Source organism: Sphingomonas kaistensis, from assembly GCF_011927725.1.
In the GTDB taxonomy this organism is placed as follows: Bacteria; Pseudomonadota; Alphaproteobacteria; order Sphingomonadales; family Sphingomonadaceae; genus Sphingomicrobium; species Sphingomicrobium kaistense.
The window spans coordinates 2,230,121-2,243,814 of record NZ_JAATJC010000001.1; the positions used below are offsets into that span (position 1 = coordinate 2,230,121).

Here is a 13,694-nt window from a genome sequence, read left to right on the forward strand (position 1 = left end):
AGGGCGGGGCGGGCTAGCTCCGCCCCAGCCATTCCTCCAGCCGCATCAACTGATCGTAATCGCCGTAGCGCGCAAACCGCGGCTGGAGCTTGGCGGTGAACGGCTCGTGACCGGTCAGCCACCGCGCCGCCGCCTCGCTGAAATGGCGCCGCGCTTCCTCCAGGATGACATCGGCCGGACCGATCTCCTCGACAAATCCGCGCCGGTCGCTCCGGTCCTGCTTGGCCAGCGACCAATATTCGAACAAGGTGGGCCGGGCCATGAGGTCGCCGAACCCGCCGGCCTCGGCGATGAGGCCGAGCAATCCCAACTGCAGCGCGAAGCCCGCCTCGACCTGGTTCTTGGCCGGCGGCTTGCCGGTCTTGAAGTCGAGAATGGCCAGCTGGCCAACTCCCGGCAACCGGTCGATCCGGTCGGCCCGCCCGATCAGTCGCACCCCGGCGACGTCGGCCTCGCCGTCGACCTCAGCCCCGAACGGACGCCGGCCCCGGGTCTGGTTGCTCGCTTCTTCCTCCGCCAGCACCCCGATCGCTTCAATCAGCCGCGGCCCCCACAGCGCCCGCATCAAGGGATGGATATCATTCCCCGCAAGCAGATCGCGAGCCCGCGGGAGCAGCCGGGCGGGAGCGCACTGGTCCTCCTCGAACCACTGCTCGAACAAGGCGTGGACGATGGTCCCCTTCCATGCCGCATCCTGCTCCGCGCCAAGGTCGTCGAGCGGCCTGAGCCGCAGCATGGTCTTGGCATAAAAGGAGAAGGGATCGGCCTTGAGGCGATCGAGGTCGGTGACCCGGATCCGCTTCGGCCGCTCGGCGCGGGGCGGAGAGGGGCGCGGACGAAGCGCCGGCTGTTCGCGTTCGGGATCGTCCAGCGCCACCGCCAGCGCCTCCAGACGTTCGTCACGCGGAAGGCCGCCGGTCAGCGCTTCCAGCCTGAGCAGCAGCCGCGAGCTCACCGTCGGTGAGCGGCCGTCGCGGCGGGCGCGGGTCAGAAGCACATCCTCGGCGCAAAGCAGCCCGGCGAAGTCATGCGCTGACAGGCCGATGCGGATTTCCGGTCCGGGCAGCTTCAACTGCCGTCGGACCGTCACCGGAAGCCACGGATCGGGGCTCGGCGGCGCCGGCCAGCTGCCTTCGTTGAGGCCGGCCAGGACCATCAGGTCGGTCTTGATCAGGCGCGCTTCGATCAGGCCGAGGATTCGCACCCGCGGATGCTGGCCATAAGGCGGACGGATCGCGACCCCGTCGAGCAGCGCGCGCAACAAGGGCACGGCATCGTCCGAACCGACGGGTAGCGCCGCGGTCGCTTCCGAGGCTTCCAGCGCGGCGAGCAGGTCGGCCGCCGCACGCCCGGCGGGTCCGCTCCACGCGCCCTCCCCCGCAAGCTGTTCCACGCCCCGGCGCAGGCCTGCCGCAAGCCCGGCCAGCGTAAGCGCTCCTTCGAGCAGGGGCGCAATGTCCGCGACGACCGGCTTCAGCCGCTCCCAGACCTCGGCAAGTCCTGCCTGACCACGGCGATCGTCCCTGATCTTCTGGTCGACCAGCCGCTGCAATCCATCGACCCCGGGCAGCGGCCGGGGACCGCGCAGCGCGAGGTCGAGCGCCCGGACATCGTCGAGCCACTCGCGCCGGGTCTCGCCCGCGTGCACCAGGGGATGGCCAAGCAGCGCCAGCAACGGAACCGGCGCCAATCGGTCGGCGGCCGCCGCGGTCAGCGCAAGCAGCAGGCTTCCGGGCGGCAGCAGCGACAAGGGCGTGCCGGCGCTGTCGTCGGCCTCGATCCCCCACCGGCGAAGATGCACCCCGACCCGCCGGGCGAGTTGCCGGTCGGGCGTGACCAGCGCCGCCGTCCGCCCCTCGATCTCCAGCGCCTCGCGCAACGCCAGCGCGATCGCCTGTGCCTCGGACGCCGGATCGGGCAGGATCGCCAGCCGCACCGGCCCAAGCGAGCGTTCTTCCGCGGCAAGCCGGCTCCACCCCTGGCTGAACGAGGCCGCGGTCAGCGCATGCGCCGCCGCGCGGCTACGCTGCGGCCCATCGGGCGCAGCGCTGTTCGATGGCCACGGACGCACGCTGGCGCGGTCGACCCGCATGCGCTGCAGCAGCAGCTTCAGATGATATTGCGGGTGGGTCGGCTCAGGCCGGCCATCGTCAGGCTCCTCCCCGCCAAGCGCCTTCCATTGTTCCTCGTCGAGCAGGGTTTCGTCGGCCAATGCCGGCAGCACGACCTCGCCATCGGGCATGAAGGCAATCACGCGCAGCAGGTCGGCGACTGCCGGGGCGGAGGTCGTGATACCGGCAGCGACCGTGAACCCGGCCGGCGGGACGGCCTGCCAACGCCGCGCCGTCGCCCGCAGCAGCAGGTTGCGGCGTTCGACCAGATCGATCCGCCCTGCCCGCTGCTGCCGCTCGGGCCAGCGCGTCAGAAGGACCGACAATGTTTCCAGCGCGCGCTGCTGGTGAAGCGCGATTTCGCCGCCCTCGCCCAGCCTGGCGAGCAGGGCCTTGGGAGTGACCCCCTCCACCAGCAACTGGTCGAGCGTGCGCGCAAGGTCGCCGGCCAGCCGCCACGCTTCGGCCGTGCCGAGGCCGCGCGCCGACTGGAGCATGCCCGCAAGCTCGGCCTGGCGGGTAAGCGGATCGACCGCGGGGGCGATCGGGTCACCGGTCAGGCTTTCAAAGGCGCCGCCAATCCGTTCGTCGAGGGAAGGATCGCCGATCGGGATCAGCCGCGGCAACAGCAGTCCGGTGCCGCTCGCCCGGACGAACGCCTCGGTCACGGTGCGCACCGCGCGGGCATTGGGAAGAAGGACGCGTCCCCGCGCAAGCGCCAGCGGGTCGCCTCCGTGGCGACTGATCAGCTCAAGCGCGAGGGCGTCGGCAAAGCTTGCCTCGGCGGGGATCGACCACAGGCTCGGGCCGGGCCGCGGCTCACTCGCGGGCAAGCGCTTCCTCGGTGGCGGAAATGGCGCCCGGCGTCCCGACGTCGAACCACAAGCCTTGATGGACGACCCCGAAGCAGCGGCCTTCCTCGATCGCCCGGTCCCACAGGATATTGGTGGAAAACGGTCCATCCGGCGCACCGTCGAGAAGGCGCTGGGCCATGATCTGGATGCCGGTATAGACGAAGGGGGCGATGCGGCCGGGCGCGCGACGGCGCAAGCGGCCGCCCGCATCCATGTGGAAGTCGCCGCTCCCGCCATGATTGCCGGCCCGCGCCTGTGGCACCAGCAACAAAAGGGCGTCCATTCGGTCGCCGTCCCAGTGGCTGGCGAGCAGCTTCAGCGTGTCGCTCGGCCCGTCGACCCAGAAATTGTCGCTGTTCACCGCCAGGAACGGATCGCAATCGATCAGCGGACGCGCCCGTACCAGCCCGCCGCCGGTTTCCAGCAGCAGCTCGCGTTCGTCGCTGATCGCGACATCGAGGTCCTTGCAGCGCGCCTTGAGATGCGCCTCGAGGCTGTCGGCGAGATAATGGACATTCACCACCACCCGCTCGACCCCGGACGCGCGCAGGCGATCGAGGACATGATCGAGCAGCGCCTTGCCGGCGACCTCGACCAGCGGCTTGGGCCGGGTCGCGGTCAGCGGGCGCATCCGCTTGCCAAGGCCCGCCGCCATCACCATCGCGCAGCGTGGAACGGTGGCGCTGATGTCCGGGCGGATGCGCAGGGTGCGGTGGAGAGTGGCGGTCATTCGGCGTCGCTCCAGGCAGCAGCGCGCGCCTCGGGCGGCACGTTGCGGTCGAACCAGTCTTTCACCGGCGCCAGGTGCGGCGCCGCGAGGTCGCGCTCGAGCAGGCCCCACATCCGCGGCTGGAAGCGGCGATAGCCGGGTTTGTTGTCGCGCTTCCACAGGCGGCAAAAGACGCCAAGGATGCGGGTGTTGCGCTGCGCCGCCAGCGCCCAATAGGCCTGGCGGAAAGGCTCGCCCTGCCCGCTTGCGGCGACATAGCGGTCGAGCATCCCCTGCTCGACCGATGGCGATACGTCGCGCCGCGCGTCCTCAAGGATCGAGGCGAGGTCGTAGGCCGGGTGTCCTGCAAGCGCATCCTGGAAGTCGAGCAGGCCGAGGTGGGCGTGGCCCTCCCGGCCGCTGACCAGCATGATGTTCTCGGCATGGAAGTCCCGCAGCACGGTAACCGGCCCGAGGCCGTCCGCCGCGACCGGTGCCAGCACCGCGCTCCAGGCGTCGGCGAAGGACGCGCGATCGACCTCGATCCCGACCGCCGATGCATACCAGTCCGGAAACAGCTCGAGCTCGCTCAGCCATTCGGTCAGGCCGTGCGGCGGAAGACCGGGCATGGGCGGATGGCGGTGCAGGTCGGCGAGGAGATCGGTCGCCGCGCCGTACAGCCGGGTCTCCTCGGCCGGCATCTCGTCCAGCGTTTCGCGCAACCGGATGTCGCCGAAGTCGGCGAGCAGCAGGAGGCCCTGGTCAAGGTCGCGGGCGAGGATGTCGGGGGCGCTGAAGCCGTGGCCGACCAGCCATTCGGCAACCGCGATGAACGGCCGCGGATCCTCGTGCGGTGGCGGCGCATCCATCAGCACCGCGGCCCCGCGATCCGGATGGTGGACACGGAAATAGCGGCGGAAGCTGGCGTCGCCCGCCAGCGGTTCGACCCGCGCGCCCTCCCATCCGGCATCGGCCAGGAAACGATCGCAAGTGGCGGGCGGAATCATCGGGGGTCTAGCGGCGGTGGCCATCGGCCTTCCCATGACTTCGGGACCTGCCAAGTCAAGGCGCGTCGGCCATCGGGAAGCGGTTGCAAGCTAAGCCGAAGCGCCTGTGGCCAGGCCGCCGCACCTGCCCGCTCGGGCCACTCGACCAGCAGCGCGCCGTCAAGCAGCTGGTCCTCGAGACCCAATTCCTCGAGCTCGGCCGGATCCTCGATGCGGTACAGGTCGGCATGAGCGACCGGCAGGCGAAGCGCGTCATAGGGCTGGACGATGGCAAAGGTCGGCGATGGCACCTCTCCATGATGGCCAAGCGCTGCAAGCACCCCGCGCACGAAGGTCGTCTTGCCGGCCCCGAGCGGCCCGGACAGCGCAACCACGTCGCCGGCCTGCAACACGCTGGCCAACGCCGCGCCCGCCGTTGCCATGGCGGGCTCGTCCAGCTGCCACATCTAGCGGTCGCCCGACCGCGGCAGGGTGATCAGCACGCTGGTGCCCTTGCCCTCGACGCTGCTCAGCTGAACCGTGCCTCCATGGGCTTCGACGAACTGGCGGGTGAGCGGCAGGCCAAGCCCGAGCGCCGCCTCGCCCCGGCGTTCGCTAAACCGGGTGAAGCGCTCGAAGACCCTCGCCTGATGTTCCTCGGCCAACCCACGCCCGGTGTCGGCAATCAAGATCTCGACCCGCTCCGCATCGCCGCGCGTGACCAGCCGAACCTCGCCCTTGTCGGTGTAGGCGACCGCGTTGCGCAGCACGTGCTCGAGGCTTTCGCGAAGGCGGCGGTGGTCGCCCGACATGCTTCCAGTCCCCTCCCCGATCACAACCTTGAAGCGCAGGCCCTTGGCTTTGGCCGCCGGTTCCATCTGTACGGTCACGGTGCGGATCAGGCCGGCGAGGTCGACCCGCTCCCGTTCCAGAACGACATCGCCCCTGGCACCCTGGGTCAGATCGAGCACGTCGTCGATCAGGCGCGACAGGCGCGACACGCTCTCGAGGATGGCGGCGACATAATCCTTGGCCGGTCCCGACAACGCCCCGGCATAGCCTTCGCGGAGCATCTCCGCGAAGCCACCGATCGAGGTCAACGGCGTGCGCAGCTCGTAGCTCATGTTGGCGACGAAGTCGGTGCGCACCCGGTCGGCCTGTTCCAGTGCCTCGGCCCGTTCACGCAGGGCGGCCTCGATCCGGCTCGAATCGGTGACGTCGATCATCGTGAAAAGCGCATTGCCGTCGGGCAGCGGAACGGCAGCGAAGGCGAAGTGGCGACCGTCCGCGAGGCTGAGGCGACCCTGCTCGGCCCGCCGCTCTCCCGTCGCGCCACGGACCAGTTCGCGCAGCCGCGCCGCAGCGGTCGGATTGACCAGCCGCCCGGCAAAGGCCGGCACCAACTCGTCGACCCGCGGATGCTGGGCAAGCCAGCTTTCGTCGAGGCTCCAGAAGTCGCCAAAGCGGCGGTTCCACAGCGTCAGCCGCCCGTCGGACGCGAACACCGCTACGCCCTCGAACAGATTGTCGAAGGTCGCGGTCCGCACTCGCAGCAGGGTATCGCGCGCGCTCGACAGGCGAACCTGCTCGGTGCGATCCTCAAAGATGATCCGGAGGCCGCCGTCCGGGAGCGGCTGGCCGACGACCCGCAGGTGATCGCCATTGGCGAGGATCCACTCCTCCTCGTGCACTTCCTCGGCGGAAATGAACCAGTCCCGGCGCTCGGCCTTCCACTCGGGAAAATCGCGCACCTCGGGCAATCGGTGGTTTTCGCGCATCCGCTCCAGGAGACGGTCGAACTCCGGCCCTTCGTCGAGCCAGTCCGGCTCGATATCGGAGAGGACCGCGAACGGGCGATTGTAGAAGGACAAGGTGCGATCGGGATCGAACTGGATGGCGCCGGCGGTCATCCGGTCCGACAGCTCGCGCTGGCTGAGCGCGTGACGCTCGAGTTCGGAGCGGGCGTCTTCCAGTTCCTGGATGTCGAACGCATAACCTGCGACAGTCCCGCCCGGCAGCGGCACATCGACCAATCGCAACGTCCGCCGCTCGCCGCCGATGGTCGCTGGACGAACGCGCTCGATCGCGTGGCCTTCCTTCAACGCCAGCTCGGCACCGGCGCGGGCCCCCGCCTCCCCGCCTCCTTCGACGAGTTCGATCCCGCGCTCGACCACCGTTGCCGCATCCGGCGCCTCGACCGCCGCAACGAACGCACGATTGACGAGCGCCAGGCCGAAGTCGCCTTCGCGGACCCACATCGGAAACGGCGCTGCCTCGATCAGCTGGGTCAGGGCACCCATTGCCCGCTCGGTCGCGCCAAGCTGTTCGGCCATTGCCGCGCGGTCGCGCTCGGCGCTGCTGCTTTCGCCGATCCACAGCAGGACCGAGCCTGGCGGCGACGGCGCGGGCGCAGGGCCGCCGCGAACGTCGAGCCGGCGTCCGGATGACTGAATGGTCACCGCCCGCTCGATCGTCGCCACGCCGAGCGCGACTTCACCGAGCTGAGCGCCAAGCGCCTGATGGTCTTCGGGGGACAAGCCGCTTCCGTTGGCGAGGTCGGCGAACGTCTCTGCGCCTTCGGCCGACAATTCGCGCAACAGCGCCGGATCGGCCTCCACCCTGCCGTCGCGGTAGACCAGCAATGGTCGAACCGGCGCGGCGGCAAGCAAGGCGCCGATCGCCTTGGCGTGGCCGCCCAGCCGGGATGCCCTGCGTCGATCGCTGATTCCGCGGGCGGCGAGGAAAGCGCCGACCGCGAACCACAGGGCCGCGAGCGCGAACAGGGCCATTGCCGCGCCGCTTTGACCCAAGATTACGCTACCCGCCCCCATAAGTTCGTCAGGGTAGAGCCATAAAGGAGCGCACGCCAGCAGTTCGCACGGCCTCGTTTAAACAGAAACAGCCGCCGGACTGCTCCGGCGGCTGCCTGCACTGTCTGTCCGGGTCAGCGGCCAGGCCGCGGTCCCGGGACCCGATCACATCGCGCCGAAGCGGATGCCCAGGCCGAACAGGATCTGGTTGCGACGAACGTCGATGTTGTTCGGCTCGATGATGACGCTTTTGTAGCCACCGTCGAACACCGTGCGGACATATTCCAGCTTGGTGTAGACGGCCTTGCCGAGGTTGAGCTCAAACCCGGCGCCGACGTGATAGCCGTCGAGGTTCTCATTCACGTTGAACACGACGTTGCCTGCGGTCTGCCCGGTCAGCGGACGGTTCTGGTACGAGGTGCGAGCCTTGCCCTTGGTGTAGCCACCCTTGACGTAGATCATGCCGCCGTCACCGGTGGCGACGCCTGCGCGCAGGCCGGCGCCGTAGCTGGTGCCAAGCTTGGAGCAGGCGCTGTCGGCGGCAGTCGGCGCGAACACGCGGCTGCGGCATTCCTCGATGTTCGAGGTGTCGGCACCGATGTAGACGCCGATCACGGCGCTTTCACCGAGGCGACCATCGACACCGGCTTCAAAACCGGTGCTGATGTCGTTGGCGCTGAAACGGCGGGTCTGTGCGCCGGTTGCCGGAGCAAGCACGATCTGCGTGACGTTGCCGACGGTGGTCGTCGACAGTTCGAGCTTGGTGCGCGACTCGTCGTAGCCGGCGCGAATCTCGGCGCGGGCCGTGAACGCCGGTCCCGACTGGGCGAAAGCCGGAGTCGACGCCACCATGGCGACCGGCAGGAGAGCCCAAAACTTCTTCATGGGGAGATTCCTTTTTGCAGAAGTCCGGCTTCCCCCCGCTGAGAGGGGAAGCCGGTCAATCGGTTAGAGCTTGGCGCTGACGCTGACGAAGGCGCGGCGTCCCAGCAGGTCATACTGCGTACCCGAGGTCGGGATCTGACCGGTCACGCCGGTCGGACCACCGGTGCCCGACGGCCGCGGAGGCTTGGTGTCGAACAGGTTGCTGACGCCCAGGGTCATCCGGAAACGACCATCGGCGATCGAGCGGGTGACCGAAGCGCTGTGATAGAACTGCGCCGGGTAGCTGTAGATCGGGCAGACATCGCCGCCACGGATCAGGCTCGCGAAGCAGAGCTGGCCCGCACGAGCATTCCGAAGAGCCTGCTCGTCCGAGACGCGGCTGGTGACGGTCATCCCGTAGAACACCGACCACGGACCATTGTCCCAGGTCAGCTTATAGTCGCCGACGAACTTCGGCTCACCCGTGGTGCCCTCGAAGTTCGACTCCTGGCCGGCGAAGAGGACGAAGAGATCCTCCAGCTGCCAGGTCTGCTCGCCGAGGAACGACAGGCGACCATAGCGGCCGAGATCCTGGGTCACCCGAACCGTGAGGTCGATGCCGCGGTTCTTCTCCGAGTTGATGTTCACGTACGGGTTACGGACCGACAGGACGTTGCCGAAGTTCGGCGAGGTCGTGTCCGTGTTCCGGATGAACAGGGAGCAGAGCGGATCAGTCGGGTAAGTCGTCGAGGTCAAGCAGCCCGAGATGATGCTGCCGGCGCCGAGCGTGGTCAGCTGGTTCTTCACGCGGATGTCGAAATAGTCGACCGCGACGCTGAACCGCATGCCCGGCCACAGAGCGGTCTTCGGGGTGAGGACGACGCTGAAGCTCTTGGCCTTCGAGGTTTCCGGATCAAGGACGCCGACGCCGCCACCCGAGGTGATCACCGCCGAGCTGCTCGGAGCGCCCGAATAGTCGGGAGCGATGCCGAGAGCGGCGCAGCGCTGGGCAACCAGGCCGTATTCGGCCGGGCTGATACCGACGCCGTAGCGAATGCACGGATCGATCGCGGTCTGGGCAAGGAAGCCCGTCTGGTTGGCGAGGAACTGCTCGAACAGCGCCGGGGCGCGGAACGAGGTGCCATACGAACCGCGGAAACGCAGCCAGTCGTTGACCGTCCAGTTGCCGCCGACCTTGTAGGTCCAGTTGCCGCTGTCCTTGTCGCTGACGCCATCGATGCGCTCGGCATAGCCGCTGACAACGCGCGCCGCGCCCGAGAGCGTGAGGTTCTGGATGAACGGCGTGTTGTGGACCAGCGGGATTTCGATTTCGCCGAAGGCTTCCTTCGAGCGGGTGAAACCAGCGGTACGGCCCGACACGGACTGGCCGTAGACATTGCTGATCAGGCGATCGCAGACCTGCAGCGGATTGACCGCCGGGTTGCACTGCGCGCTGCCCGGAGTGATCGCCGAATTGTAAGCCGGGTTGACCGCCTGGGCGATGTTGCCGGGACGATCGTCGATCTCGTCACGGCGCCACTGCGCGCCGATGGCGACCGCGACGGCGCCGGCGGGCATGCGGAACAGGTCGCCGCTGATGCTCGCTTCGACGGTCTGCTGGACGTACTTGGTCTTGCCGGTTTCTTCGCCGAACAGGAACGCGCTCTCAGCCGGCGTGAATTCGCCGTTCAGGACCCGCGGATCGGTGAAGTCGATGTTGACGCACGGCGCGCCGCGAACGCGCGTGACCTGGCCAGGCTGGCACCCCTGGGTGCGATACTGGATGAGGTCGACCGAGTCCTGGTAGATGCGGCTGTTCGTGTACTTACCGTTGTTCCGGCTGTACTGATAATAGCTGTCGAAACGCCAGCCATTGAAGAAGCCGCCACCGAACAGGCCGCCCAGATCGCTGTTGAGGCCGACCACGCCGCGATAGTAGTCGACGTCGGTGGCGACCCGGGTTCCGACCGGCACGACCGGCTGAAGGACGATGTTCCCGAGGATCTCGGTGTTGAACGGATCGCCAACGTTGGCCGGGTTGCAGTTCAGGTTGATCAGGCGGCGAGCGGCGGTGCAGGCCACGGCCGGCGAGTTGGCGGAACCGACCGGCTGGCCGCCACCCGAGAATTGCGTCGGGAACAGCTGGCGGAGGCCGAAGGTCTCCGTCTTGCGCTTGTTGTACAGCGCTTCGCCGGTGATCTCGATGTTGTCGGTGATCTCATACCCGCCCTGCAGGTAAGCGGTGTAACGATCGAGCGCAGGCGAGATGTCGGCGCCGGCCAGGCGCGGATCGCGCTGGTTCAGGATGCCGACCGAGTTGCGGCACAGCGTCTGGGTGGTCGGGTTGGTCGCGGCAGGCTGGGCCGGCGACGCCGGAAGCGTCGTCGAGCAGGTCAGCGAGACCGGGATCAGGTTCGACGGCAGCGTCAGCGTCGCGGTGTTGGTGAACGGCGACACGAACTCGGTCAGGCGATCGCCCGGATCGTTGTACTGGACCGTGCTGAACGTCACACCCGGCGTATTGTTGTAGGTGAAGGCGCTCGACAGGCCGATATAGGCGGTGTTGAGCGTGTTGCAGCGCGGCTGGCCGGTGCGGGGATCGTTGATCTCCAGTCGGCTGCCGTTGCGATCGAACAGATATTCTTCCGAGCACAGCAGGAAGTCGCGATCACCGCGCTGGAGGCGGTTACGGCGGTAATAGTCGACGCCGCCGATGATGTGGCCACGACCGAAGTCCTTGCCCCACACCGCGCTGGCGCCGTAATTCTCACCGCCGCTTTCAAGCGGAACAGTGCCGGTCAGGCGCAGCTGCAGGCCGTCGGTGGACTTCTTGGTGATCAGGTTGACCACGCCCGCGATGGCGTCCGAACCGTAGATCGACGAGGCGCCGGTCTTCAGGATCTCGACGTTCTGCAGGATCGCGGACGGAATGACGTTAAGGTCGAAGCTGCCGATCGCACCGCGCGTACCGGCCGGGCCGGCGCGGCGACCGTTGAGCAGCACGAGCGTACGCTCGGCGCCAAGGCCGCGAAGCGACACGGTCTGGGCACCGACACCGCCGTTGGTGACGAACGAACCGGCCGAAAGGAATTCGGTGATCTGGAACGAGCCGGCCGCGATCGGGCTGGCCTGAAGGATCTCGGCGGTGCTGTTCTGGCCGCCCTTGAGCTCGAGCTCGGGGTCGATGACGGTGATCGGGTCCGGGCTGTTGAAGGCGTTGCGACGAATGCGCGAACCGGTGACCACGATGGTTTCGGAATTGGCCTTGTCAGCGGCGACTTCCGACGGAAGCTGCGTGGCGATGTCGCCCGCTTCTTCCGGCGTGGCTTCGGTCTTCTGACCCTGCAGGCAGAGCTGACGCTCCTGCTCGGTCGCGAGCGCGGCGCACTGCTGCGCCTGCTCGGGGCTGGCAGCGGCCTGCTGCTGGGCAGAGGCCGGCGACGCCAGACCGAATGTCAGCGCCGCAAACGAAACAGAAGATAGGGCAGCAAGAGGCAAAGCTCGCATCGGGAACAATCCTGTCAGGAAAGAATTAGGCGCGCCCTTCGTGACACGAGTCCGATCCGATGCAAGCCGCTCATGGGGTCCACGCGCCCGTTAGTCGAAGACTGTCGTTTTCAGGTAACAGATATGTAACGCGCTGTTGCAGGCCGGAAATGGCCGCGGAAACATATAAAGCTTTCTTTATGTCCACCTTCGCGCTAGGGGCGCGCGTCATGGCTGCGGGGCGCTTAGGGCCCTGCCCTTTCCACTGGAGTGAACTCACCGTGCCGACCGAAACCCTTACCCGCGACTTCCTCGTCAAGGACATCTCCCTCGCTGATTTCGGCCGCAAGGAGATCGAGATCGCCGAAACCGAGATGCCGGGCCTGATGGCGCTGCGCTCCGAGTTCGGCGCGTCGAAGCCGCTGTCCGGCGCGCGGATCACCGGTTCGCTCCACATGACCATTCAGACCGCCGTGCTGATCGAGACGCTGACCGCGCTCGGCGCGACCGTCCGCTGGGCGAGCTGCAACATCTACTCGACCCAGGACCATGCCGCTGCCGCGATCGCAGCGACCGGCGTGCCGGTGTTCGCCGTCAAGGGCGAGACGCTTGAGGAATATTGGGACTATGTCGTCCGCATCTTCGACTGGGGCCAGGACGAAACCTGCAACCTGATCCTCGACGACGGCGGCGACGCCACCATGTTCGCGCTGTGGGGCGCCCGCGTCGAAGCGGGAGAAACCCTGTTCACCCCGACCAACGAGGAAGAAGAAGTCTTCGTCGCCACGCTCAACCGCTTCCTCAAGGAGCGTCCGGGCTACCTCACCAAGACCGTCGCCAACATCAAGGGCGTGTCGGAAGAAACCACCACCGGCGTCCACCGGCTGTACGAGCTCGCCAAGCAGGGCAAGCTTCCCTTCCCCGCGATCAACGTCAACGACAGCGTGACCAAGTCGAAGTTCGACAATCTTTACGGCTGCAAGGAAAGCCTGGTCGACGCCATCCGCCGCGGTACCGACGTCATGCTGGCCGGCAAGGTCGCCTGCGTCGCCGGCTTCGGTGATGTCGGCAAGGGTTCGGCCGCCTCGCTCCGCAACGGCGGCGCGCGCGTGCTGGTGACCGAGGTCGATCCGATCTGCGCGCTGCAGGCGGCGATGGAAGGCTTCGAAGTCGTAACGATGGAAGAAGCGGCGACCCGTGCCGACATCTTCGTCACCGCGACTGGCAACATGGACGTCATCACCCTCGACCACATGCGGGCGATGAAGAACATGGCGATCGTCTGCAACATCGGTCACTTCGACAGCGAGATCCAGATTTCGTCGCTCAACAACATGCAGTGGACCGAGATCAAGCCGCAGGTCGACGAGGTCCAGTTCCCCGATCGCAAGAAGCTGATCATCCTGTCCAAGGGCCGCCTGGTGAACCTCGGCAATGCGACCGGCCACCCGAGCTTCGTCATGTCGGCCAGCTTCACCAACCAGACGCTGGCGCAGATCGAGCTTTGGACCAAGGCCGAGAAGTACGGCAACGACGTCTACGTCCTGCCCAAGCACCTCGACGAGAAGGTGGCCGCGCTCCACCTCGAAAAGCTCGGCGTGAAATTGACGACCCTGTCGGACAAGCAGGCCAGCTACATCGGTGTCAAGCAGCAGGGTCCGTTCAAGCCGGAACACTATCGGTATTAAGAAAGGTTCCGACCTAAACAAATAAAGAGCCCCGCTCCGCAAGGACGGGGCTCTTTCTCTAGGTGGCGCAGTCATTTGCTGTTGCAATGGTGTGACAGCCACGGCCCCGGCGGCTCCAAAGGTTAACAAAGTTCCTTGCCCGACACAGGTCAGCCTCTAGGGGGGCGCATCCCCTTGACGCGATTA

General features: G+C 67.2%; 8 protein-coding genes. 1 reads left to right on the forward strand and 7 read right to left on the reverse strand.

From position 1 onward, the window contains the following. Positions 1 to 13 precede the first annotated feature (13 nt). The 7 genes from addB to GGQ97_RS11015 form a co-directional block, all read right to left on the reverse strand. Positions 14 to 2,944 (reverse strand): double-strand break repair protein AddB, encoded by a 2,931-nt coding sequence (gene addB, locus GGQ97_RS10985; RefSeq protein WP_168069541.1) that lies wholly within the window; start codon positions 2,942 to 2,944, stop codon positions 14 to 16. After that, positions 2,931 to 3,695 (reverse strand): nucleotidyltransferase family protein, encoded by a 765-nt coding sequence (locus GGQ97_RS10990; RefSeq protein WP_168069543.1) that lies wholly within the window; start codon positions 3,693 to 3,695, stop codon positions 2,931 to 2,933. The genes addB and GGQ97_RS10990 overlap by 14 nt, the downstream gene beginning before the upstream one ends. Beyond that, on the reverse strand, positions 3,692 to 4,681 hold the full coding sequence (locus GGQ97_RS10995; protein WP_168069545.1) for an aminoglycoside phosphotransferase family protein: 990 nt from the start codon (positions 4,679 to 4,681) through the stop codon (positions 3,692 to 3,694). The genes GGQ97_RS10990 and GGQ97_RS10995 overlap by 4 nt, the downstream gene beginning before the upstream one ends. Further along, positions 4,678 to 5,127 carry a tRNA (adenosine(37)-N6)-threonylcarbamoyltransferase complex ATPase subunit type 1 TsaE gene (tsaE, locus tag GGQ97_RS11000; RefSeq protein WP_168069554.1) on the reverse strand — a complete coding sequence of 150 codons (450 nt, stop codon included), beginning with the start codon at positions 5,125 to 5,127 and terminating at the stop codon, positions 4,678 to 4,680. The genes GGQ97_RS10995 and tsaE overlap by 4 nt, the downstream gene beginning before the upstream one ends. Beyond that, on the reverse strand, positions 5,128 to 7,449 hold the full coding sequence (locus tag GGQ97_RS11005) for a sensor histidine kinase (RefSeq protein WP_245197942.1): 2,322 nt from the start codon (positions 7,447 to 7,449) through the stop codon (positions 5,128 to 5,130). Between the two features lie 186 nt (positions 7,450 to 7,635). Further along, complete coding sequence (locus GGQ97_RS11010) at positions 7,636 to 8,355, reverse strand: outer membrane protein (protein ID WP_168069558.1); 720 nt, start codon at positions 8,353 to 8,355, stop codon at positions 7,636 to 7,638. A gap of 63 nt (positions 8,356 to 8,418) precedes the next feature. Beyond that, a complete protein-coding gene (locus GGQ97_RS11015) occupies positions 8,419 to 11,841 on the reverse strand; it encodes a TonB-dependent receptor domain-containing protein (RefSeq protein ID WP_168069560.1) in 3,423 nt (1,140 codons plus the stop codon). A 260-nt stretch (positions 11,842 to 12,101) separates the two neighbouring features. Here GGQ97_RS11015 and ahcY point away from each other — a divergent pair, with 260 nt between their 5' ends. Next, positions 12,102 to 13,508 carry an adenosylhomocysteinase gene (gene ahcY / locus GGQ97_RS11020; RefSeq protein WP_342448521.1) on the forward strand — a complete coding sequence of 469 codons (1,407 nt, stop codon included), beginning with the start codon at positions 12,102 to 12,104 and terminating at the stop codon, positions 13,506 to 13,508. The last annotated feature ends 186 nt before the right edge of the window (positions 13,509 to 13,694 follow it).